This is a genomic window from Salipiger sp. 1_MG-2023, from assembly GCF_030547555.1.
Lineage (GTDB): Bacteria > Pseudomonadota > Alphaproteobacteria > Rhodobacterales > Rhodobacteraceae > Salipiger.
Window position 1 is genome coordinate 1 of record NZ_JAUOQN010000042.1, and the last position, 20,952, is coordinate 20,952.

Here is a 20,952-nt window from a genome sequence, read left to right on the forward strand (position 1 = left end):
TCGGCGACATCTCAACCCTCGCCGACCCTTCCGTCGTCGAAGACCTCATCGAAAACCGCGCAAACAAGGGGTAACCGCCCCGAAGCCGGCTGAAAAACGAACCGGGCGCGGCATTCCGCGCCCATTTTACCGGTTTCACGGTTTTTCGAACACGGCCTTAACCATTGCTGCGATTCCATCGCGCCGCATGCGAAAAGACATCACACAGACTTCGCCGATGCTGGTACTCTGCAGGCAGTGGGGGCGCTGTATCTGATGGAGTATGTCTATGCAGTTCCCAAGTCTGACGCAATTTCTGGCCCCTCTGGCGACGGGCCACCCCCAGGGGCTTCCTGCGGTGCAAAGCGAACCTGCCCGGATCTCGCGCGTTCAGCCAGTCAAGGAACAGGCCAGCACTGGAACCCAGACCGGCACCGATCAGGATCCCTCTGCCGAGTCCCGGCAGATGGTTGCACGGCAAAGCTCGCAACGCATTTCGCCGCCCTCTGTCATGCAGATCCGCATTGCACAGATGCTTCAGGATCAGGCCGACAAGATGCAAAGCGAAAGCGCCTCTGCGCCAAAGCCCGCAGACCCCCAGCCCCAGACCGCCCAGACTCCCGACGAGCCAGCCCCCGAACCGGTCACCGCGCACGCGCCTGAACCCGCCCCGGACCCGGACACCCCCAAATCGGCGCCGCCTTTGCCCACACCTTATGCCTCACGCGCGGATCTGCCGACGGACACCGGCTTTGACGAAGAACTCTGAATGACGGCCTGCCGTCACGGCTTCGTGGTGGGAAACCTGCCCTGTGCGCCGCAAATCCCTGCGCCGTCGCTTTTCATGGCGAAAGGCTTGGCCTATAAGCCCGTCAATCCACGGGCCCCCTGACACAGGCCCTGACATCTACCGGCGAGGATTGCATGAGCAAGAACACCCACGAAGCCGATGTGGCCTTCATCAAGGCATTGGCGGAGCTGCTCCGCGACAACGACCTGACCGAGCTTCAGGTCAAGCGCGATTATGCCGAGGACGACAGCCTCAACGTACGCGTCAGCCGCCATACGCACATGACCGCTCCGGTCGCGATGGCGGCCCCCGCGGCCCCGATGGCGGCGGCCACCGCCGCCCCCGCTGCGCCCGTCGCAGACACCATGCCCGAAGATCCCGCCGCCCATCCCGGCGCCGTGACCTCGCCCATGGTCGGCACCGTGTACATGCAGCCCGAACCGGGCGCGCCGTCGTTCATCAGCGTCGGCCAGCAGGTGCGCGAAGGCGACACGCTGATCATCGTCGAAGCGATGAAGACCATGAACCACATTCCCGCGCCCCGCGCCGGGACCGTCAAGCGCATCCTCGTCGAGGACGGCGCCCCCGTCGAATACGGCGCGCCTCTCGTCATCCTTGAATAAGGGGGCATCATGTTCGACAAGATTCTGATCGCCAATCGCGGCGAGATCGCGCTGCGGGTCATCCGCGCCTGCCGCGAAATGGGCATCGCCTCGGTTGCCGTGCATTCCACCGCCGACGCCGACGCCATGCATGTGCGCATGGCCGATGAAAGCATCTGCATCGGCCCGGCGCAGTCTTCGGAAAGCTACCTGTCGCCCGCCGGGATCATCTCGGCCTGCGAAATCACCGGGGCGCAGGCGATTCACCCCGGCTACGGCTTCCTGTCGGAAAACGCCCGATTTGTGCAGATGGTCGAAGACCACGGTCTCACCTTCATCGGCCCCTCTGCGGCGCATATCCGAATCATGGGCGACAAGATCACCGCCAAGGATACGATGAAGGCGCTTGGCGTGCCCTGCGTGCCCGGCTCCGAAGGCGGCGTGCCCGATGTCGAGGCGGCCAAGCAGATCGGCCGCGATTTCGGCTATCCGGTGATCATCAAGGCCACCGCCGGCGGCGGCGGGCGCGGCATGAAGGTTGCCAACAACGAAGCCGAGATGGAGCGCGCCTTTCAGACCGCCCGCGCCGAGGGCAAGGCCGCCTTTGGCAACGATGAAGTCTACATCGAGAAATACCTGCAAAAACCGCGCCATATCGAAATTCAGATCTTTGGCGACGGCAAGGGCACGGCGGTTCATCTGGGCGAGCGCGACTGCTCGCTTCAGCGCCGTCACCAGAAGGTCTTCGAAGAGGCCCCCGGCCCCTGCATCACCCCCGAAGAGCGCGCGCGCATCGGCAAGACCTGCGCCGATGCCATGGCCGAGCTGGGCTATTCCGGCGCTGGCACCGTGGAATTCCTCTATGAGGATGGCGAGTTCTATTTCATCGAGATGAACACCCGGCTTCAGGTCGAACACCCGGTGACCGAGGCGATCTTTGGCGTCGATCTGGTGCGCGAGCAGATTCGCGTTGCCGAACGCCGGGGGCTGTCGTTCACTCAGGACGATCTGAAAATCGACGGGCACGCCATCGAGGTGCGCATCAACGCCGAGAAGCTGCCGAATTTCTCGCCCTGCCCCGGCAAGATCAGCCAGTATCACGCCCCCGGCGGGCTTGGCGTGCGGATGGATTCGGCGCTGTATCAGGGCTATTCGATCCCGCCCTATTACGACAGTCTGATCGGCAAGCTGATCGTCAAGGGCCGCGACCGCACCGAGGCGCTGGCGCGGCTCAACCGTGCGCTGGCCGAGCTGATCGTGGATGGGGTCGACACCACGATCCCGCTGTTCCACGCATTGCTACAGGAACCGGCGATCCATAGCGGGGACTACAACATCCACTGGCTGGAAAAATGGCTGGCCACGGATCCGTTCAAGGCCGAGTGATGCAGCGGCTGGGGGCATTCGGGGGCACCCGGCCATGAGCCTTGGCGCGGAGCAGCTGCTCATCGCCTACCGCTCGGGCGTCTTTCCGATGGCCGAGCACCGCGACGACCCGGAGCTGTTCTGGGTCGATCCCCGGCGGCGCGGCATCATCCCGCTTGACGGGCTGCACATCTCGCGCAGCCTTGCCCGCCGCCTGCGCAAGACCGACTATACCGTTACCGTCGACACCGCCTTCGAGGCGGTGATCGACGCCTGCGCCGACCGGCCGGAAACCTGGATCAACCCCGAGATCCGCCGCCTGTTTCTGGAACTGCACCAGCGCGGCGTGGCGCATTCGCTTGAGGTCTGGATCGACGGAGAGCTGATTGGCGGGATCTACGGGGTCGAAATCGGCGCGGCCTTCTGCGGCGAATCGATGTTCTCGCGCCGCCGGGACGGCTCGAAGATCGCGCTTTGCTGGCTGGTGGACCTGTGCCGCCGCGCGGGGTTCACCCTGTTCGACACGCAATTCCTGACCGAGCATCTGGCCTCGCTCGGCGGGGTCGAGATCACCCGGATGGACTATCGCTTCCGCCTGCGCGACGCGCTGTCACGCAGTGCGGATTTTGCCGGAACGCCGCTGACCAGCGGTCACGAGGTCGTGCAGCGCAACACCCACACGTCATAGCGCTGGTGATCCATGGCGTTCAGCGCCGGCGACGAGGCAACCATCCAGCCCCGGAACACCGGCTCGGCCTTGCCCGCCTCGCGCACGGTCAAGAAGGCGAACGCATCGCTGGCAGGATCGCCTTCGGGGTAGCGGCATTCGGACATCGACACTTCGATGCGACCGAATTGCGCCATCCCGCCAGACCGGATCTCGATATCGCCCGCGCGCCCGGTCAGCTTGTCGAGCCCGCGCAGCATGGCGCCACTGCCGGTATCGGTGGCCTCCTGAGCGCTGGCGCTGCCAGCCAGAATCGTTGCGACAAGAAGAAGGAACCGCATCAGTTGTTTCCTCCGCCAACGTATTTCAGCAGAAGCGAAATCAGGCTGACAGAGCCTTGGGTGTCGACGATCTCATCTCCGGCTTCGAGGAAGAACATCGAGCCGCCGGGGCTGATCTCGACAAAATTGCCACCCAGCAGCCCCTCGGAGGAAATCAGGATGGCGCTGTCATCGGGCACCTGTACACCGCGTTCCATGGTCAACGACATATCGGCGCGGTAGGTCTCGGGGTTGAGCGCGATCTCCGACACGGTGCCCACCTTCACCCCGGCAAGGCGCACATCGCTGCCGACACTCACCCCCTCGAGCGAACGGAAGCTGGCGGTCAGCGGATAGCCGTCGCCGCCCATCGAGAACCCGGTGGTGGTGATGGCGTAGGCGCCAAAGGCGATCGCTGCGGCAAGGACGACGCCGCCGACCAGCACCTCGGTTGTGGAGGTGGTCATGGGGTTATTCCGGGCTCCAAGCCTCGTAATCCGAGCGCGGCTTGGGCTGCGGCTGGCGGATCGAGCCTTGCGGTGCATAGGCCAGCGCGGTGCCGGTCAGGTTTTCAAGATGCGGCTTTTCCCAGCTTTTATGGGTCAGCGGGCGCGTCGTCGGGGGCTGATCGAAGGTGTAATGCAGCCAGCCGTGCCAATCGGGGCTGACGCGCGACGCCTCGATTTCGCCATTGAAGATCACCCAGCGGCGCTTGCCGTCCTTGGTCTGGTAAAAGGCGTTGCCCTGTTCATCCTCGCCGACGCGGGTGCCGTGCCGCTTGCTCCAGATAAGCGTGTTGAGCGTGGCGCCGTTCCACCAGGTCACGGCCTTCAGAAGCGAATTCAGCATTCCCATGGGCGACTCCTCGGATCTTCCTGTTTTGCTTATGGCAACTTGCAGCCCCCGCGTCCAGCACGGGGCGCTGCAAATCGGCGCGATCAGACCGCCGGGGCCAGCGTCGTCAGCTCGATCTCGATGCGGTATTTCGGATCGATGAGGTTCGTTTCGATCATCGTGCTGACAGGCGGGTTGTCTCCGAAGGTCTCGACCAGCACCGGCCAGCAGGCTTCAAACTCTGCCGCGTCGGGCAGATAGTAGGTCACGCGCACCGCGTCGGCAAAGCTGGCCCCGGCCTCGGCCAGCGCCTTGCCGATGGTCTCGAGCGCCGAGCGGCACTGCTCCGGTGCCGTCTCGCCCTGCCCGACGGTGCCCGCGACATGCACGAACCCGCCGGCGACGACGGCGCGGCAATAGCCGATCTTTGCTTCGAAGGGGCTGCCGGTGTGAATGCGTCTGATCATTCGATACTCCTGGGTGATCTGCGCTTGTATACGAGGATGCATCGGGGGAATGCCAGAGCATCAATCGCCTGACTCCGCCCCGCAACAGGTGCCATTCTTCGGTGCCCTGCCGAGGTCGGCAAGGCGACGTTACAAAAAATGGCGCCCCCGACAAAGCGAGAGGCGCCATCATTCTGTTTGCGTCCGACGGCGTAACATCTTCGCCGTCAGGGTCGGGCCTCAGCCCGGCTCAGGCCGAAGCGCCTTCCTTTTTCTGGTCGGCGTAGATCATCAGCGGCTTCGCGTCCGAGTTCACCGCCTCTTCGTTGACCACGACCTCGGTCACATCGTTCATGCCGGGCAGCTCGAACATGGTGTCGAGCAGGATGCCTTCGAGGATCGAGCGCAGACCCCGTGCGCCCGTCTTGCGCTGGATGGCCCGTTTGGCCACGGCGCTGAGCGCGTCATCGGTGAAGTTGAGCTTGGTGTCCTCCATCTCGAAGAGCCGCTGGTACTGCTTGACCAGCGCGTTCTTCGGCTTGGTGAGGATGGTCACCAGCGCATCTTCGTCCAGATCCTCAAGCGTTGCGATCACCGGCAGACGGCCGACGAATTCCGGGATCAGGCCGAATTTCAGCAGATCCTCGGGCTCGAGTTCCTTGAAGATCTCGCCGACGCCACGTTCTTCCGGGTCGCGCACATCGGCGCCAAAACCCATCGCCGAGCCCTTGCCACGCTGCGCGATGATCCGGTCGAGACCAGCAAAGGCACCGCCACAGATGAACAGGATGTTCGTGGTGTCCACTTGCAGGAATTCCTGCTGCGGGTGCTTGCGCCCGCCCTGCGGCGGAACCGACGCCACGGTGCCTTCCATCAGCTTGAGCAGCGCCTGCTGCACGCCCTCGCCCGACACGTCGCGGGTGATCGACGGGTTTTCGGACTTGCGGGTGATCTTGTCGACCTCGTCGATGTAGACGATGCCGCGCTGCGCCCGCTCGACGTTGTATTCGGACGATTGCAGCAGCTTGAGGATGATGTTCTCGACATCCTCGCCGACATAGCCCGCTTCGGTCAGCGTGGTCGCATCTGCCATGGTGAACGGCACGTCAAGAATGCGCGCCAGCGTCTGCGCCAGCAACGTCTTGCCGCAGCCGGTCGGACCGATCAGCAGGATGTTCGACTTCGCCAGTTCGATGTCCGCGGACTTCTGACTGTGGTTCAGTCGTTTGTAATGGTTGTGGACCGCAACCGAGAGCACGCGCTTGGCCGTGAACTGGCCAATCACATAATCATCGAGCACGTCGCAGATTTCGCGCGGGGACGGGACGCCCTCGGACGATTTCAGTCCGGCGCCCTTTGTTTCCTCGCGGATGATGTCCATGCACAGCTCTACGCATTCATCGCAGATAAACACCGTCGGTCCCGCAATCAGCTTGCGGACCTCGTGCTGACTCTTGCCGCAGAAGCTGCAGTAGAGGGTGTTCTTGCTGTCACCGCCGCCGGAATTGGTCGCCATATCACACCTTTCAGGGCCTTTGATCGCCTGGGCGAGCTCCCATTGCCCGCCGTGGCCCGTTCTCTTTTAGCATCCTGTAGAGGATAGGGCAGACCCCTTTGCTCTACAATCCGGAAATTGCCCCGCGACCCGATGGCCCCGGGGCAAGCACTCAGGCCGCGTCGTCCGTGCCGCCGCGCTTCTCGACGATCTCGTCGATCAGGCCCCAGGCCTTGGCATCCTCGGGCGACATGAAGTTGTCACGCTCGAGCGCCTTCTCGACCTCTTCGAGGGTGCGACCGCAATGCTTCACGTAGATCTCGTTGAGGCGGCGCTTGAGCTTCAGCGTCTCCTCGGCGTGGATCATGATGTCGGTCGCCTGCCCCTGATAGCCGCCCGACGGCTGGTGGACCATGATCCGGCTGTTGGGCAGCGAGAACCGCATTCCCGACTCGCCCGCCGCCAGCAGCAGCGAGCCCATCGAGGCCGCCTGACCGATGACCAGCGTCGACACCTTCGGCTTGATGTACTGCATGGTGTCGTAGATCGACAGGCCCGAGGTCACGACGCCGCCGGGGCTGTTGATGTACATCGAAATCTCTTTCGACGGGTTTTCCGCCTCGAGGTGCAGCAGCTGCGCCACGATCAGCGACGACATACCATCATGCACCGGGCCGGAAACGAAAATGATCCGCTCCTTCAGCAGGCGCGAGAAAATGTCGTAGGCCCGTTCGCCGCGGCTGGTCTGTTCGACCACCATCGGAACGAGCGTGTTCATGTATGTCTCGATTGGATCTTTCATATTTGCCTGCCTGTCGTAACTCTGTGATGCCTAGCCGGGTGGTGTTGAGAGATTCTTAGTATCGGGCCGGAGGGGCTGCAAGGGCTGCCGCCCGAATTGGCACCGGTTCGAGGATGCATCAGCTGTCGCCCCATTGCGCCGGAGCGGCGCAGGCATGCCGCGCGCACTCCATCTCCAGCACCACATGCGAGATGCCGAACCGCGCCTTCATCCGCGCCTTGACCTCTGCCTTGATGTCGTCGGCCCTGCCCCACGCACCATCGATGACGACAAGATGCGCCTGCAACGCCGCAGTGTGTTCGTCGATCTGCCAAAGATGCGCCTCGTGCACCCCGGCGACGCCTTCGATCGCCTGCGCCTCGCCCAGCACCTCCGAAGGGGCCAAGGCCGGAGGGCTGCCTAGCATCAGAATGCGGATCACCCCGCCGATTTCGGACAGCGCCATCCAAAGGATATAGCCCGCGATCAGCAGGGTCACCGCCGGGTCGATCCAGGTCCAGTCGAACAACAGGATCAGCGTGCCCGCAAGGATCACCGCAACCGAGCCCAGCGCATCGGCGACGTTGTGCAGAAAGGCCGCGCGGATGTTGACGCTGTCCTTCGACATCGCCCAGGTCAGCATCGCCGTCACCAGATCCACAAGCAGGGCCACAGCAGCGATGATTACCACCAGCCAGCCCTCGACCGGCTCAGGCGACAGGAATCGCAGCACCGCTTCCATCGCAAGATAGATCCCGATCACGATCAGCGTGGTGTAATTGACCAGCGCGGCCACGATCTCGGCCCGCGCATAGCCAAAAGGCATATCCTCGTTCGCCGGTCTGCGCGCGATGCGCCGCGCCACGGCGGCGATGATCAATGAGATCGCATCCGAGAAGTTGTGCAGCGCATCCGCGATCATGGCAAGGCTGCCCGACACGATGCCACCAGCAACCTGAACCACCGTCAGGCCAAGGTTCACCGAGATCGCCCCGATCAGCCGCCCATCGCCCGCATTCTGGTCAATCGAGTGGTGATGGTGGTGGTCGTGGGGCATCGTGTCTCCTGAGCGTTGCCGGTGAACCTGCATGGCATTTGCCCCACTAGGTGGCTGCCACTCCGCCGAGGTCAACCCCGAAGCGGTCACCTGAGCGCAGCGCTCTCACGGTGCAAGCGGATCTGGCCGCACAAGGCGCCCCTCCAACGGGGTTCTGGCGTACCAGGGTTTGCGCCCAAATGTGCGGTCCCACAGCATATCGGATTGGGGGCGCCACCGGTACCGATCATCCGTCACCGGCTTCCAATACAGGTTGCCACTGCGGCGGCAGCCATCCAACACCAGCCCGCTCGTCAACGGCGCGCCTTTTGCAGTTACCACCACGGTGCTATGCGCAAACGGTGTGTTGATCGACGGGTCGGCCATCGCCATGCGCAGATCAAGCGTGCGCGGCGCCTCCTGCAACAGCCTTTGCAGGTGCCTGTCCGCCCATTTTGCACAGACCGCCGGCGTTTTGACATCGAAAACGGGCGGGCGTCTCGCGTTCAGCGCCCCGAGTTCCGCCTGATAGTCGCGCAAGAGCACATGTGGATAGGAATACGCCACCGAACTGATCCGTTTCGCCTCGTCATAGGCAACCCCCGGCCCCAGTCGCATGATTGCCAGGGTCAGCGCGTCGCGATCCCTGTCCTTGATCTGGCCAGGAGGTGGGGGTGGCCCGACCGAACAGGCCGCCAGCGCAAGCAGAACAACAAGAAGACGCAACTGTTTCATGCGGTGATCCGTAGCACCGCGATCGGAAAAATACGGTTAACGCCAGCTTGCGATCAAAGCTTGAATCCAACCGCCCTTGGCACGCTGCCCGGCGCGATATCGTCACCCCGTGGCACAAGGCCGACGGCAGCGCCAAAGGCAATAAAGCCGGCAAGCCACAGAATTCCCATACGAAAGGTCATCTACCAAACTCCTCGAACTGCCGCCCTGAAATTGAACGGCCCTGATGAAGACACGGCTGGGCAGAAAAACCTGCGCCAGAAACACCACCAGTCTGACTGGTTCCACCGCGACCCGCAACGGAGGGATTCCAGACCGCCGAAAACGGCAAGACGCCGCCCCTTGAATAGGGGGCAGAAACCAGTCCAACGACAGGAGGTTGCAAAATGCCTTTGCAAGACTCGATCTCCGCGTCGGTCTTGCTACTTATACGCCGGCCGGCGAATGGCAGCTTGCTGCCTTTCCCACAGCGTCAATGGTCGGCAGGCTGACGCTGTCCAAAAGCCCATGCCGCGGAGGATCATCGCCACCCCGGCGGCAAAGCGCAGCTGCAACCGCCCCATAGTACAGGATGCGGGGCAAAGAGAGGCGGACCGGCCAGCCCCCCCCCCGTGCAGCACATATCAAGCAAGACCCTTGTCGCTTGTTGAATTCATATATTCATATTATGTTAATCGTTAAAACCTAGTCAATCGGTCTGCGATGATCCGTCTGCGCAACATACGCTCTGCCCTGCTGGCCGCGCTTTGCGGGCTGCCGTTTCTGGCGCTGCAGGCACCGGCAGAACCGCACTCGGTGCTGATCGAACAGCCCGGATGTGCCTGCGGCACCATCGAAATCACGCCCGCCTATCCCGAGACCTCCGAAAGACGCTTTGCGCCGCGTTTGCAGGCAGAACTGCGCGAAATCCGGACGGACGGCATTGTAGACAAGCGCAAGCCCTTGTTCACACCGGCCTTTCTTGCTGTAAACGTCGACGTTGAGCGACCCCGGTTCGAAAGCCATCCGGGGGCGGATTTCTCTTGGCCGATGCGGGACAGGATGTGGACCGCACATACCAGCTACCGCCTCGATCTGGCGCCCCCAGAGGGCGCAGCCACGATGCCGCAAGGCCCCCCGGATGGTGGATGACGAACATGACACTCCCCGTGATCAACGACAAGATGAGCACCGAAGAGCTCGACCGCATCGCCGAAAAGGCGGCCAATGCCGCGGCCTTTCTCAAGGCGATCAGCCACGAGGGGCGGCTGATGATCCTGTGTCACCTTGTGAGTGGCGAAAAATCGGTGACCGAACTCGAAGACCTGCTGTCGGCCCGGCAGGCGGCGGTGTCGCAACAATTGTCGCGGCTGCGGCTCGAAGGGTTGGTCGTGCCCCGCCGCGAAGGCAAGGCGATCTATTACCGCCTCGCCGACGACCGCCCCAAGCGGATGCTGGAAACTGTCTACGAGCTGTTCTGCGGCGACGACTGAGCGCGGCGCATGGTCTGTTGTCAGCGCATCCTGCAGGCGGCGGAAACCGTCGGCAATTTCGCGCTGCCTGACCTGCGCCAGTTGATCCGTGGCGTCACCCCTGCCCAATAGCGCGCTCCTTGCAAAGCCGCACCCGTCGTGGCAATGGAACATGTCATGAACACCCACGATTTCCGCTTCCATGGCGCGGATCTGCGCGCCCTGCCCTCTGGCGCGCTGCATTGGCCGGGCGAAGACCTGCTCGTCGTCTCGGATCTGCATTTCGGCAAATCCGCCCGTCTGTCTGCGGTTGGCGGCGCCGCGCTGCCCCCTTACGAGACGCGCGATACCTTGCTGAAGCTTGACGCAGATCTCGAGGCAACGCAGGCCAGCCGGGTGATCTGTCTGGGCGACAGCTTCGACGCCATCGGCATCGCCGATGAGCTGCCTGAGGATGACCGGCTGTGGATTCTCCGCCTGCAGGCTGGGCGCAGTTGGATCTGGATCGAAGGCAACCACGACCCCGATCCCGCCGCGCTTGGCGGCACTCATCTGGCAGAGGCCCGGATCGGCCCGCTGCTGTTCCGGCATATCGCACAAGACGGTGCCAGCGCCGAAGTCTCGGGGCATTACCACCCCAAGGCTCTGCTGAACCTGCGCGGGCGCCGCCTGTCGCGACCCTGTTTCCTGATCGACGCGGCGCGGCTGATCATGCCTGCCTACGGCGCCTATACCGGCGGTCTGCGCTGCGATCGTGCGCCGCTGAACACGATGATGGGCGATGGGGCGACGGCGATCCTCACCGGGCCAAAGCCCTGCGCCCTGCCGATGCCACGCCGCACCTTGCCAGCCGCCGTGCCGCCCGGCACCATGCGCGGATGAACATCGATCAACGCATCCGCGACAGCTTTGCCCGTCAGGGCATGATGGAAACGCTTGGCGCGCGGCTGCGCAGCATCCGCGCCGGCGCCGTCGAGATCGAGGCTCCGATTCGCGCAGAGGTCTCGCAGCAGCAGGGCTTTGGCCACGCCGCGCTGGCCTTTGGCATCGGCGACAGCGCGGCGGGCTATTCCGCCCTGTCGATCCTGCCCGAGGGCATGGAGGTGCTGGCCTCGGAAATGAAGATTCACCTGCTGGCCCCCGCAAGGGGAGACCGGCTGATCGCGCGCGGGCGCATCATCAAGCCGGGGCGGCGGCTGGTGATCGCCGCCGCCGATGTCTTTGCGCTGTCAGATCAGGGCGAGGTTCAGATCGCTCTGCTGATTGGCACCATCGTGCCGGTGCCGGCTTAGGCTGTCAGCCCGTCGGGCTCGGCAAGGCCGTTGGCGCGGCAGCAGGCGGTCACCGTGTTGGCCAGAAGACAGGCGATGGTCATCGGACCAACCCCGCCCGGCACCGGGGTGATTGCCCCGGCCACCTGCGCGCAGCTGTCGTAATCGACATCGCCCACAAGCCGGGTCTTGCCGGTCTCGGGCACGTCGATGCGGTTGATGCCGACGTCGATCACCGTCGCGCCCGGCTTGATCCACTCGCCCGGCACCATCTGCGGGCGGCCCACCGCTGCCACCACGATATCGGCGCGGCGCACCACCTCGGGCAGATCCTTCGTCCGCGAATGCGCGATGGTCACCGTGCAGCTTTCGCCCAGCAACAGCTGCGCCATCGGCTTGCCGACGATATTGCTGCGCCCGATCACCACCGCGTTCAGCCCCGACAGGCTGCCAAGCTGCTCGCGCAGCATCATCAGGCAGCCCAGCGGCGTGCAGGGCACCATGCTTTTCTGACCAGTGCCCAGCAGCCCGACGTTGGAGATATGGAACCCGTCGACATCCTTGGCCGGGTCGATGGCATTGATCACCGCATCGGCATTCATATGCGCAGGCAGCGGCAGCTGCACGAGAATGCCATGCACCGCCGGATCGGCGTTGAGCCGCGCCACCAGCGCCAGCAGGTCGGCCTCGGGGGTGTCGACCGGCAGCTTGTGCTCAAAGCTTTGCATCCCGCATTCGACGGTCTGCTTGCCCTTGTTGCGCACATAGACCTGAGACGCCGGGTCTTCGCCCACCAGCACCACCGCCAGCCCCGGCGTGATGCCATGATCCGCCTTCAGCCGCGAGACATGCTCCGCCACTTTTTCCCGCACCTTGGCCGCAAAGGCCTTGCCGTCGATGATGCTTGCCGCCATGCGCTTTTCCCTATTCCCGCCCAAGCGCGGTTTCCTCGCGCCGGATCGACCATTCCACCAGTTCCGTCCAGATGTATTCCGCCAGCGCAGGGTCCCAGCCATCGCGCGCGGCGTTCGCACGCGCGTTCGCGATCACCTCGTCGACCCGCGCATCGATCCGCGCCGGCCAGCCATTGGCAGCCTTGAGTTCGGCGGCGCGGCTGATCAATCGCGCCCGATGCGCCAGCAGCGCGCTGAGCTCGGCGTCGGTCCTGTCGATCTCGACGCGCAATTCGGTCATGTCCGAAAGGGTTGCGGGGTCGCGCATCCGGGGCTCCTGTATGACTTGCCCCCTGATGCCGCAGCCGCGCCGGATGTTCAACGCACCGACGCGACGAAATGCACAAAGCTTGCGTCACCGAGGTTTCCGAAAGGCGACGACGCGGCTCAGAACAGCCCTTCGACCTCGCCCGCAGCATTGAGGCGGATGCCCTCGGCGGCGGGGCGACGCGGCAGGCCGGGCATGGTCAGGATGTCGCCGCAGATCGCCACGACGAATCCCGCGCCCGCCGCAAGCCGCACTTCGCGCACCGGCACCACATGGCCTTCGGGGGCGCCGCGCAGCAGCGGGTCGGTGCTGAAACTGTACTGCGTCTTGGCCATGCAGATCGGCAGATGGCCGTAGCCGAGCGAATCCCATTCCTTGAGCTGATCAAGGATGCGGGTATCGGCGGTGACCTCATGAGCGTGATAGATGCGTTCGGCCACGCATTGGATCTTGTCCCACAGGGGCATCTCATCGGGATAGAGCGGCGCGAATTGCGTGCCCCCGGCATCGGCGATCTGCGCCACGCGCCGCGCCAGATCCTCGGCCCCTGCACCGCCATCGGCCCAGTGGGTGCACAGATACGCCTCGGCCCCCTGCCCCGAAACATAGCTCTGGACGGCCTCGATTTCGGCCGGGGTGTCGCCGGTGAAATGGTTGATCGCCACCACCACCGGCACGCCGAAGCCCTTGATGTTCTGGATATGCCGCCCAAGGTTGGCACAGCCGCGCGACACGGCTTCGGCGTCTTCACTGCCAAGCGCGTCCTTGCTGACCCCGCCGTTCATCTTGAGCGCCCGCACCGTCGCCACCAGCACCACGCAATCGGGGGTCAGCCCGGCCTTGCGGCACTTGATGTTAAAGAATTTCTCGGCCCCGAGATCCGCGCCAAAGCCCGCCTCGGTCACCACGTAATCGGCCAGCTTCAGTGCGGTGCGCGTGGCGACCACGGAATTGCAGCCATGGGCGATATTGGCGAACGGGCCGCCATGCACAAAGGCCGGCGTGTGTTCCAGCGTTTGCACCAGATTGGGCTGCATCGCCTCGCGCAGCAGCACGGTCATCGCGCCATCGGCCTTGATGTCGCGCGCATACACCGCCGAGCGGTCGCGCCGATAGGCGACGATCATGTCGCCCAGCCGACGTTGCAGATCGCTCAGATCGTCGGCAAGGCACAGGATCGCCATGACCTCCGACGCAACGGTGATGTCAAAGCCACTCTCGCGCGGAAAGCCATTGGGCACCCCGCCAAGCCCGCAGACCACGTCGCGCAGCGCCCGGTCGTTCATGTCGACCACCCGGCGCCAGACCACCCGGCGCAGGTCGATATCCTGCTCGTTGCCCCAATGGATGTGGTTGTCGATCATCGCCGCCAGCAGATTGTGGGCGCTGGTGATGGCATGGAAATCGCCGGTGAAATGCAGGTTCATTTCTTCCATCGGGACGATCTGCGCATGGCCACCGCCCGCCGCGCCGCCCTTCATCCCGAAATTCGGCCCGAGCGAGGCTTCGCGAATGCAGATCGCCGTCTTCTTGCCGATCCGTGCCAGCCCGTCGCCCAGCCCGACGGTGGTGGTGGTCTTGCCCTCGCCCGCCGGGGTCGGGTTGATCGCGGTGACAAGAATCAGCTTGCCGCTCGCGCGCCCGTCCAGCCCGGCGATGAAGTCGCGGCTGACCTTGGCCTTGTCATGCCCATAAGGCAGCAGGTGTTCGGGCGGAATGTCGAGCGTTGCGCCGATCTCGAGGATCGGGCGTTTGCTGGCGGCGCGGGCGATCTCGATATCGGGGATCATGGTGGCTCCTTTGGATGTTGCCGCGACCATTTACCGGAAAAGGCAAGGGACGAAAGCCGATAGACGGTCTTAGCCCAGCACCGCCTCAGCATGGTCCCAGAGCCGCTGGTCGGGGACATGCAGCGTCAGCGTGTCGCCAAGGCGCAGCGTGCCGGGGCGTTCGACCCATGCGGTGATGCCGCGCCGCGAGTCGGCGGCGCGCTTGTACAGCTTGCCAAAACCTGCCCGGTCTTTCTCGATCTCTCGGCCGGGCAAAACGCAGGGCCGGTTTTCCATATCGACCACCAGCGTCGCCCCGTCCGGCCCCTGCAGGCGCGAGGAGGGCGGCAGATGCGTCAGGTCGGGCAGGCCTTCGACGATGATCGAGGCGCCGACCCATGCCGGATCGAGCGCATCGAGCCCCATCAGCGCGGCGGTCTGGGCGATCTCTTCGGCAGAGAGCACGGTCAACTGGCGCACATTGGCGATCGGCGTGCCGCGCGGATGCTGCGCCGTGACGCGGCTGCACGCGGCGCGGGTCAGGCCCGAATGCCGCTCACCGGCCACGCCTTCAAAGCTCAGCTCCAGCGCCTCGCATGGCTCTGATCGCAGAGCGTCGCCATCAACCGGGACCCGCCCGAGCCAGCGGATGGTTCCGGTAAAATCGGTGGGTTTCAATGCCGGCATTGCAGGGCCTTTTCAGATGGTGAGGGTAAAGAACAGGCGACGGAACGGGAACAGCACCCGCCCGTTTGCGCCGGTCGGATAGGCAGATCCGACCACGGTTTCATAGGCGGCGATCAGGCGGGCCTGTTCGCCCTCGCTCAGCGCGTTCAGCACCGGGCGGGCAAAGGTTGCTTCGGTAAAGCGGCGCACCGGGTGGCCGTCGCCCTCATCGCTCAGTTCCTGATAATATTCAGTCTCCCACAGGGTGACGGTGCCCAGAGAGGACAGCAGGTGGTGGTATTCCGCCGGCAGCATCACGCCCGGAATGGTCTCGGGATCGATGGCATCCGGAAACAGCTCCTGCGCCATGGTCAGCCATAGCCGATGCGAGGGCGCGTTGTTCTGATGCGGCATCTGCACCGCCAGCGTGCCGCCGGGGGCCAGATGGCCCGCCAGCCGTTCGAGCAGGGTTTCGTGATCCTTGACCCATTGCAACGAGGCATTGGCAAAGATCAGCGCCGCCGGAACCTCGGGGGCCCAGTCCGACAGATCTGCCTGAACCAGCGCATCGTAGCAGCCGGTTGCCCGCGCCTTTTCCAGCATCGCCGCGCTGAGATCGACGCCGCTCACCGGGCGCTTCAGCGCCTTGAGCGCCGGGCCTGCCGCGCCGCTGCCGCAGCCAAGATCGACCACCGCGCCTTCGGGCAAAGGCCCTACGGCGCGCAGCAGATCCATTGCGGGGCGCAAACGAAGACCCCGGAACTTGTGATAAAGTCCGGGGTCCCAGTCGCGATGGACGCTTTCACTCATGCGGTGGGCTCGGGTTCCATGCTGCCGTCGCCCTCGGGTTTTGCCTTGGGCTTGGTCTTGGGGATCGCCGTGATCGACGGCGTGTCGTCGGAATCGTCGTCCTTGCTCGTCGAATGGGGCGGTTCGCCGCGCATCACGCGCTTGATCTCTTCGCCGGTCAGGGTCTCGTATTCCAGCAGGCCCTGCGCCAGACGTTCCCAATCTTCGTTATGATCGGTCAGGATCTGGTAGGCGCGGTTGTAGGCTTCGGTGATGAAACGGTTCACCTCGTCCTCGATCAGCTCCTTGGTGTGAGCCGAAACCGACAGGCCGGCGGTGTTGCCCTGATAGCCTTCATGCGCTTCGGAATAGTCGATGTTGCCGACCTTGTCCGACATGCCCCAGCGCAGCACCATGGCCCGCGCCAGTGCCGACGCCTGCTGAATGTCGCCCGCCGGGCCGTTCGACACGTTGGCCGCACCGTATTTGATGATCTCGGCGGCCTTGCCAGCCATGGTCATCGCCATCTTTTCCTCGCACTCGGAGAGATGCCAGTTCAGACGGTCGATTTCCGGCAGCGACACCACCATGCCAAGCGCACCGCCGCGCGGAATAATCGTGGCCTTGTAGACCGGGTCGCATTGCGGCAGCAAAAGGCCCACCACGGCGTGACCGGCCTCGTGATAGGCGGTCTTTTCCTTTTGCTCGGCGGTCAGGACCATGCTGCGACGCTCGGCGCCCATCATGACCTTGTCCTTGGCGTTCTCGAAATCTTCCATGGTGACAAAGCGGCGGCCAACGCGGGCGGCGGTCAGCGCCGCCTCGTTCACGAGGTTGGCCAGATCCGCGCCCGAGAACCCGGGGGTGCCGCGCGCGATGATGCGCAGATCGACATCCGGGCCAAGCGGGGTCTTGCGCGCATGCACGCCAAGGATCTTTTCGCGGCCCTTGATGTCGGGGTTGCCCACCATGACCTGACGGTCAAAACGGCCCGGACGCAGCAGCGCGGGGTCAAGCACGTCGCGCCGGTTGGTCGCGGCAACGATGATCACGCCCTCGTTGGCTTCGAAACCGTCCATCTCGACCAGCAGCTGGTTAAGCGTCTGTTCGCGCTCGTCATTGCCACCGCCATAGCCAGAGCCACGGTTGCGGCCCACGGCGTCGATCTCGTCGATGAAGACGATGCAGGGCGCATTCTTTTTCGCCTGCTCGAACATGTCACGCACCCGGCTTGCGCCGACGCCGACGAACATCTCGACAAAGTCGGAACCAGAGATGGTGAAGAACGGCACGCCGGCCTCGCCCGCGATGGCACGCGCCAGCAGCGTTTTACCGGTGCCCGGAGGGCCAACCAGCAGCGCACCCTTGGGGATCTTGCCGCCAAGGCGGGAATATTTCTGCGGGTTGCGCAGGAATTCCACGATCTCTTCGAGCTCTTCCTTGGCCTCGTCGATCCCGGCGACGTCGTCAAAGGTGACCCGCCCGTGCTTTTCGGTCAGCAGCTTGGCCTTCGACTTGCCAAAGCCCATGGCGCCGCCTTTGCCGCCACCCTGCATCCGGTTCATGAAATAGATCCATACGCCGATCAGCAGCAGGAAGGGCAGAAGGCTCAGCAGAAAGGCCTGAAAGCCCGATTGTTCCTGCTGTTCGGCCCGCACCGTCACGTTGTTGTCGATCAGCAGATCGGTGACCTGCGCGTCCTCGGGCTTGACCGTGACGTAATCGTTGCCGTCGCTGCTGCGATAGCGGATCTGCTCGCCGTCTATGGTGACCGAGCTGACACTGTTGTCCTCAACCGAGTTCACGAAATCCGAATAGCTGATTTCGCGGCTCTGAAGGGTGCTGCCACCCCCTGAAAACAGGTTGAACAGAGCCAGAATGAGTAGAAACAGGACCACCCAGAAGGCGATATTGCGTGCGTTGCCCAAGGAATCCTCCAAACATGCGTCGCGCGCCCCTGACAGGAACGCGTTTGTTACAACATAGAGACTGCGCGCCCCGGTTCAACGTGATTCACCGCGAAAGGAGAAACCCCGCGAAACCGCGCGCGCCCGGAACCAGTGTTGCGGTGCCCCCCGGACCAAGGTTCAGCGCGTCGCAGGCCACCAGCCTATCGCCCCGCCACAGCGAGGGAAGACCGCGGGAAATGGCATGGGCGGGGCCGTGTTCACGGGCAGCTTCCGCTTGCTGCCAGCCGTCATCGCCAAGGGCGCGCACCGTCAGGTCAGCGCAATCAGGATGCGATATCAGCCACTTGCCATCCCACAGGCCCGCCGCTGCCGGGGTACGCGTTGCTGCAACGGCAGCATATTCACGAAAAATCCGCAGATTGCTGCGCCCGCAGCGCGCCTCGCAGCCATGCAGTGTGCCAGCCCCGCCGGCAAGCAGACGGTCGAGCAATGACTCAAGCGCTGCGCTGCGTGGGCGATAGCTGGCCTGCGCGACAAACTGAAGCGCGGCGGCCAGCAGGCGGGCCTGCGTGTCGCGGTCGAGCGCGGCAAACGAGTCGCGCTCAAAGCTCAGCGTCGCGGCGGCGCTATCCTCGGTTCCGATGCGTGTCCAGGCGTCGGCGGCGCGCTGGCGCAAGGCGTCGGCAGAGCGCGACATCCGGTTGGCGGTTTGTGCCAGCGTCGCCGCATCCAGCCCATGCGCACCCAGCGTGGCCAGCAGCTTGCGCAGGCGCGCCCGCTCGTAGCGGTCATCCTGATTGGACGGGTCTTCGACCCAAGCGCCCTTGAGCGTGCGCAGATAATGACGCAGCTCGTCGCGCCCCATGTCGAGGCAGGGCCGCAGCACGCTGAAACTGCTGCCATCAGGCCGGGCGATGTCCCGCAAGGGCGCCATCGCGGACAGGCCATCGACCCCCGAGCCTCGCGCCAGTCGCATCAAAAAGGTCTCGGCCACGTCATCGCGGGTGTGGGCCAGCAGCAGATGGCGCGTGCCCTGCAACCAGTCGCCGATGACCGTCAGACGCCCGCGTCGGGCGGCATCCATCAGGTTGCCCTGCCCGTCCCACTGCCAGTGCAAAATATCATGAGGGTGGCCCAGCTCGTTGCAGGTCGCGCGCACCAGCGCAGCTTCCTGCGCGGCTTCGGGGCGCAGCCCGTGATCGACTGTAACGATGCGCAGCCGCACGCCCCAGCGATGCGTCCAGTTATGGGCAAGGGTCAGCATCGCCATGCTGTCGCCGCCCCCCGAAACCGCAAGCGCGATCTCGGATGGAAACGCAGGGCCAAGCGCCGCGCCCATCGCCTCGGCGAAGCGCTGGTCGAGCGTGCTCACCCGCTGCGGCCTTTCACTGGCAGCCGAGACGGCCCATCTCGGCCTTGGCCTCGGCCACGGGGTCGGTGCCGGGATAGCGCGTCTCGACCTCTGACAGGGTCACGCAGGCCTCACTGGTGCTGCCAAGCTGGCCCAGCGATGCACCCAGACGCCACAGCGCCTCGGGTGCCGCCTCGCTGGCCGGGTAATTGGCATAGGCCGACAGGAAGCGGCGGGCCGCTTCCTTGACATCGCCGGTGGCGCTCAGGGCGTTGCCCTCGCTGACGAGGGCGGCCGCTTCGAGGGGGCTTCCCGGAAAGGTCTCGCGGAAGGCCGCAAACTGGTTCGCGGCGGATTGAAAGTCACCCGAGGCGAGCGCCTCCCGGGCTCGCCTGAAGTCTGCTTCCTCGGCCACGGCCAGTTCTGCGCCGCCCGACGGCAGCGCCCCGGAGGGCGCTGCGGGGGCTGGCGCGGGCGCGGTCACCGCCGTCTCTGGGGCCGCGCCGCCCAGCGGGGGCGTGCTGCCCAGAACGCCGATGTCGCAGCCCGGCTCGATCTCGCAAAGCCGGAATTGCAGATCGCCGATACGGTTGGTGCCATCCTGCACAACGGTTTCGATGCGATGCGACAGCTGCTCGGTTTGCGCGGTCAGCTGCTGAAGCGCCGCCTCGATGACATTGATCCGGTCAAGCACAGAGCCGCTCACCTGCACGCCATTGCTGGCGGATGCGCTCAGTTCCTGGCGAAGCCCGGAGAGCTGTCCCGACAGCGCGGTCAGATCCTGCCGGATGTCGGCAAGGCTCTGGCTGTCCTGGGCGATGGCCCCGCTCGCAGCAAGCGCGAGCGAGACGGCAAGGGCGGTCAGGCGCATCGGATCAGCTGCCCATGCCCATGGAGATCACGGTCACGGCGCGGCGGTTCTTGGAATAACACGCCTCGGAGGCGCAAACCTCGACCGGGCGTTCCTTGCCGTAAGATACAAAGCGCAGGCGGTTCGGCGCGATGCCCTTGGAGATCAGGTATTCCATGGTGGCGTTGGCACGGCGAGCGCCAAGCGCGATGTTGTATTCGCGGGTGCCCTGTTCGTCGGCGTGACCTTCGATCACGGCGAGATAGTCATTGTTGGTCATCAGCCATTGCGCCTGACCGTCAAGGGTGGCCTGCGCCTGCGCGCTCAGGGTCGACTGATCGACCGCGAAGAACACGCGGTCCCCGACGGTCTGGTTGAAATAGGCGGGCGAGGCCGGATCGTTCGCCGATCCCGGCAGCACGCCGCCGGAAACGCCGCCATTGACGCCTGAACCGTAGCCGTCGCCAGCGCCGTTGCCGCTGCCGAAGCGGCCACCATTGGTACAGGCCGCCAGACCGAGAACGGCGGTGAGGATCAGAGCCTTGGAGAAGATATGCATGGAGATGTCCTGCTCGAATGTTGCCGATGTCTTAACATGGCGGTGACGTCTTGAAAACGGTTGCA

26 protein-coding genes are annotated in these 20,952 nt (G+C 64.5%); 8 read left to right on the plus strand and 18 right to left on the minus strand.

Annotated features, from left to right (window positions below):
• Window positions 1-268: 268 nt before the first annotated feature.
• From Q4543_RS17260 to aat, 4 genes are all read left to right on the plus strand, one after another.
• A complete protein-coding gene (locus Q4543_RS17260; RefSeq protein WP_303440346.1) occupies window positions 269-748 on the plus strand; it encodes a hypothetical protein in 480 nt (159 codons plus the stop codon).
• 155 nt (window positions 749-903) lie between these two features.
• Complete coding sequence (gene accB / locus Q4543_RS17265) at window positions 904-1,392, plus strand: acetyl-CoA carboxylase biotin carboxyl carrier protein (RefSeq protein ID WP_216004950.1); 489 nt, start codon at window positions 904-906, stop codon at window positions 1,390-1,392.
• A gap of 9 nt (window positions 1,393-1,401) precedes the next feature.
• Window positions 1,402-2,757, plus strand: a complete 1,356-nt coding sequence (gene accC / locus Q4543_RS17270) for an acetyl-CoA carboxylase biotin carboxylase subunit (protein ID WP_216004951.1) — start codon at window positions 1,402-1,404, stop codon at window positions 2,755-2,757.
• Between the two features lie 34 nt (window positions 2,758-2,791).
• Window positions 2,792-3,424: a leucyl/phenylalanyl-tRNA--protein transferase gene (gene aat, locus Q4543_RS17275; protein WP_216004952.1), complete on the plus strand. Its 633-nt coding sequence runs from the start codon at window positions 2,792-2,794 to the stop codon at window positions 3,422-3,424.
• Here aat and Q4543_RS17280 read toward each other — a convergent pair.
• The 9 genes from Q4543_RS17280 to Q4543_RS17320 form a co-directional block, all read right to left on the minus strand.
• Window positions 3,388-3,744, minus strand: a complete 357-nt coding sequence (locus Q4543_RS17280) for a DUF2155 domain-containing protein (protein WP_303440353.1) — start codon at window positions 3,742-3,744, stop codon at window positions 3,388-3,390. The two genes, aat and Q4543_RS17280, sit on opposite strands and share 37 nt — an antisense overlap.
• On the minus strand, window positions 3,744-4,190 hold the full coding sequence (mlaD, locus tag Q4543_RS17285; RefSeq protein ID WP_303440356.1) for an outer membrane lipid asymmetry maintenance protein MlaD: 447 nt from the start codon (window positions 4,188-4,190) through the stop codon (window positions 3,744-3,746). Before mlaD ends, Q4543_RS17280 begins: the two co-directional genes overlap by 1 nt.
• 4 nt (window positions 4,191-4,194) lie before the next feature.
• On the minus strand, window positions 4,195-4,578 hold the full coding sequence (locus tag Q4543_RS17290) for an NADH:ubiquinone oxidoreductase subunit NDUFA12 (RefSeq protein ID WP_216004955.1): 384 nt from the start codon (window positions 4,576-4,578) through the stop codon (window positions 4,195-4,197).
• 83 nt (window positions 4,579-4,661) lie between these two features.
• Entirely contained in the window at window positions 4,662-5,024 is a 363-nt protein-coding gene (locus tag Q4543_RS17295; protein ID WP_303440359.1) for a RidA family protein, read from the minus strand.
• A 229-nt stretch (window positions 5,025-5,253) separates the two neighbouring features.
• The gene (gene clpX, locus Q4543_RS17300) at window positions 5,254-6,519 is read right to left on the minus strand and encodes an ATP-dependent Clp protease ATP-binding subunit ClpX (RefSeq protein ID WP_216004957.1); all 1,266 of its coding nucleotides are present in this window, start codon (window positions 6,517-6,519) and stop codon (window positions 5,254-5,256) included.
• A 151-nt stretch (window positions 6,520-6,670) separates the two neighbouring features.
• Entirely contained in the window at window positions 6,671-7,300 is a 630-nt protein-coding gene (locus tag Q4543_RS17305; RefSeq protein WP_216004958.1) for an ATP-dependent Clp protease proteolytic subunit, read from the minus strand.
• 118 nt (window positions 7,301-7,418) lie between these two features.
• Window positions 7,419-8,336, minus strand: a complete 918-nt coding sequence (locus Q4543_RS17310) for a cation diffusion facilitator family transporter (protein WP_303440363.1) — start codon at window positions 8,334-8,336, stop codon at window positions 7,419-7,421.
• A gap of 105 nt (window positions 8,337-8,441) precedes the next feature.
• On the minus strand, window positions 8,442-9,050 hold the full coding sequence (locus Q4543_RS17315; RefSeq protein WP_303440365.1) for a hypothetical protein: 609 nt from the start codon (window positions 9,048-9,050) through the stop codon (window positions 8,442-8,444).
• Between the two features lie 53 nt (window positions 9,051-9,103).
• Complete coding sequence (locus tag Q4543_RS17320) at window positions 9,104-9,232, minus strand: hypothetical protein (protein ID WP_256444186.1); 129 nt, start codon at window positions 9,230-9,232, stop codon at window positions 9,104-9,106.
• 520 nt (window positions 9,233-9,752) lie between these two features.
• Between Q4543_RS17320 and Q4543_RS17325 the strand changes: the two genes are divergently transcribed.
• From Q4543_RS17325 to Q4543_RS17340, 4 genes are all read left to right on the plus strand, one after another.
• Window positions 9,753-10,181: a thioredoxin family protein gene (locus tag Q4543_RS17325; protein WP_303440368.1), complete on the plus strand. Its 429-nt coding sequence runs from the start codon at window positions 9,753-9,755 to the stop codon at window positions 10,179-10,181.
• 5 nt (window positions 10,182-10,186) lie between these two features.
• Window positions 10,187-10,522: a helix-turn-helix transcriptional regulator gene (locus Q4543_RS17330; RefSeq protein ID WP_303440370.1), complete on the plus strand. Its 336-nt coding sequence runs from the start codon at window positions 10,187-10,189 to the stop codon at window positions 10,520-10,522.
• 156 nt (window positions 10,523-10,678) lie between these two features.
• Window positions 10,679-11,383, plus strand: a complete 705-nt coding sequence (pdeM, locus tag Q4543_RS17335) for a ligase-associated DNA damage response endonuclease PdeM (protein WP_303440373.1) — start codon at window positions 10,679-10,681, stop codon at window positions 11,381-11,383.
• Complete coding sequence (locus Q4543_RS17340; RefSeq protein ID WP_303440376.1) at window positions 11,380-11,793, plus strand: PaaI family thioesterase; 414 nt, start codon at window positions 11,380-11,382, stop codon at window positions 11,791-11,793. The genes pdeM and Q4543_RS17340 overlap by 4 nt, the downstream gene beginning before the upstream one ends.
• On the opposite strand, the gene folD is transcribed toward Q4543_RS17340, so the two are convergent.
• The 9 genes from folD to pal all read right to left on the minus strand — a co-directional run bounded on the left by folD (window position 11,790) and on the right by pal (window position 20,887).
• Window positions 11,790-12,686 (minus strand): bifunctional methylenetetrahydrofolate dehydrogenase/methenyltetrahydrofolate cyclohydrolase FolD, encoded by an 897-nt coding sequence (folD, locus tag Q4543_RS17345; protein WP_303440378.1) that lies wholly within the window; start codon window positions 12,684-12,686, stop codon window positions 11,790-11,792. The two genes, Q4543_RS17340 and folD, sit on opposite strands and share 4 nt — an antisense overlap.
• A 10-nt stretch (window positions 12,687-12,696) precedes the next feature.
• Window positions 12,697-12,993 (minus strand): chorismate mutase, encoded by a 297-nt coding sequence (locus Q4543_RS17350; protein WP_303440379.1) that lies wholly within the window; start codon window positions 12,991-12,993, stop codon window positions 12,697-12,699.
• Between the two features lie 119 nt (window positions 12,994-13,112).
• Window positions 13,113-14,783: a formate--tetrahydrofolate ligase gene (locus Q4543_RS17355; RefSeq protein ID WP_303440381.1), complete on the minus strand. Its 1,671-nt coding sequence runs from the start codon at window positions 14,781-14,783 to the stop codon at window positions 13,113-13,115.
• Window positions 14,784-14,852: 69 nt separating this feature from the next.
• Entirely contained in the window at window positions 14,853-15,449 is a 597-nt protein-coding gene (locus tag Q4543_RS17360; protein WP_303440383.1) for an MOSC domain-containing protein, read from the minus strand.
• A 12-nt stretch (window positions 15,450-15,461) separates the two neighbouring features.
• A complete protein-coding gene (locus Q4543_RS17365) occupies window positions 15,462-16,238 on the minus strand; it encodes a methyltransferase domain-containing protein (RefSeq protein ID WP_303440385.1) in 777 nt (258 codons plus the stop codon).
• Entirely contained in the window at window positions 16,235-18,145 is a 1,911-nt protein-coding gene (gene ftsH / locus Q4543_RS17370) for an ATP-dependent zinc metalloprotease FtsH (protein ID WP_216004970.1), read from the minus strand. The genes Q4543_RS17365 and ftsH overlap by 4 nt, the downstream gene beginning before the upstream one ends.
• Before the next feature lie 85 nt (window positions 18,146-18,230).
• A complete protein-coding gene (gene tilS, locus Q4543_RS17375) occupies window positions 18,231-19,499 on the minus strand; it encodes a tRNA lysidine(34) synthetase TilS (protein WP_303440388.1) in 1,269 nt (422 codons plus the stop codon).
• Window positions 19,500-19,512: 13 nt separating this feature from the next.
• Window positions 19,513-20,349, minus strand: a complete 837-nt coding sequence (gene ybgF, locus Q4543_RS17380) for a tol-pal system protein YbgF (protein WP_303440390.1) — start codon at window positions 20,347-20,349, stop codon at window positions 19,513-19,515.
• A gap of 4 nt (window positions 20,350-20,353) precedes the next feature.
• Window positions 20,354-20,887 (minus strand): peptidoglycan-associated lipoprotein Pal, encoded by a 534-nt coding sequence (gene pal, locus Q4543_RS17385; protein WP_303440392.1) that lies wholly within the window; start codon window positions 20,885-20,887, stop codon window positions 20,354-20,356.
• Between the last annotated feature and the right edge of the window lie 65 nt (window positions 20,888-20,952).

Coding starts and splice junctions, on each gene's coding strand:
- accB (WP_216004950.1), top strand. CDS start 904: ATGAGCAAGAACACCCACGAAGCCGATGTGGCCTTCATCAAGGCATTG.
- folD (WP_303440378.1), bottom strand. CDS start 12,686: ATGGCGGCAAGCATCATCGACGGCAAGGCCTTTGCGGCCAAGGTGCGG.
- Q4543_RS17365 (WP_303440385.1), bottom strand. CDS start 16,238: ATGAGTGAAAGCGTCCATCGCGACTGGGACCCCGGACTTTATCACAAG.
- Q4543_RS17260 (WP_303440346.1), top strand. CDS start 269: ATGCAGTTCCCAAGTCTGACGCAATTTCTGGCCCCTCTGGCGACGGGC.
- Q4543_RS17280 (WP_303440353.1), bottom strand. CDS start 3,744: ATGCGGTTCCTTCTTCTTGTCGCAACGATTCTGGCTGGCAGCGCCAGC.
- ybgF (WP_303440390.1), bottom strand. CDS start 20,349: ATGCGCCTGACCGCCCTTGCCGTCTCGCTCGCGCTTGCTGCGAGCGGG.
- Q4543_RS17330 (WP_303440370.1), top strand. CDS start 10,187: ATGACACTCCCCGTGATCAACGACAAGATGAGCACCGAAGAGCTCGAC.
- Q4543_RS17350 (WP_303440379.1), bottom strand. CDS start 12,993: ATGCGCGACCCCGCAACCCTTTCGGACATGACCGAATTGCGCGTCGAG.
- Q4543_RS17290 (WP_216004955.1), bottom strand. CDS start 4,578: ATGGGAATGCTGAATTCGCTTCTGAAGGCCGTGACCTGGTGGAACGGC.
- pdeM (WP_303440373.1), top strand. CDS start 10,679: ATGAACACCCACGATTTCCGCTTCCATGGCGCGGATCTGCGCGCCCTG.
- Q4543_RS17325 (WP_303440368.1), top strand. CDS start 9,753: ATGATCCGTCTGCGCAACATACGCTCTGCCCTGCTGGCCGCGCTTTGC.
- Q4543_RS17295 (WP_303440359.1), bottom strand. CDS start 5,024: ATGATCAGACGCATTCACACCGGCAGCCCCTTCGAAGCAAAGATCGGC.
- Q4543_RS17355 (WP_303440381.1), bottom strand. CDS start 14,783: ATGATCCCCGATATCGAGATCGCCCGCGCCGCCAGCAAACGCCCGATC.
- mlaD (WP_303440356.1), bottom strand. CDS start 4,190: ATGACCACCTCCACAACCGAGGTGCTGGTCGGCGGCGTCGTCCTTGCC.
- Q4543_RS17310 (WP_303440363.1), bottom strand. CDS start 8,336: ATGCCCCACGACCACCACCATCACCACTCGATTGACCAGAATGCGGGC.
- Q4543_RS17340 (WP_303440376.1), top strand. CDS start 11,380: ATGAACATCGATCAACGCATCCGCGACAGCTTTGCCCGTCAGGGCATG.
- Q4543_RS17315 (WP_303440365.1), bottom strand. CDS start 9,050: ATGAAACAGTTGCGTCTTCTTGTTGTTCTGCTTGCGCTGGCGGCCTGT.
- Q4543_RS17360 (WP_303440383.1), bottom strand. CDS start 15,449: ATGCCGGCATTGAAACCCACCGATTTTACCGGAACCATCCGCTGGCTC.
- pal (WP_303440392.1), bottom strand. CDS start 20,887: ATGCATATCTTCTCCAAGGCTCTGATCCTCACCGCCGTTCTCGGTCTG.
- Q4543_RS17320 (WP_256444186.1), bottom strand. CDS start 9,232: ATGACCTTTCGTATGGGAATTCTGTGGCTTGCCGGCTTTATTGCCTTT.
- clpX (WP_216004957.1), bottom strand. CDS start 6,519: ATGGCGACCAATTCCGGCGGCGGTGACAGCAAGAACACCCTCTACTGC.
- accC (WP_216004951.1), top strand. CDS start 1,402: ATGTTCGACAAGATTCTGATCGCCAATCGCGGCGAGATCGCGCTGCGG.
- Q4543_RS17305 (WP_216004958.1), bottom strand. CDS start 7,300: ATGAAAGATCCAATCGAGACATACATGAACACGCTCGTTCCGATGGTG.
- aat (WP_216004952.1), top strand. CDS start 2,792: ATGAGCCTTGGCGCGGAGCAGCTGCTCATCGCCTACCGCTCGGGCGTC.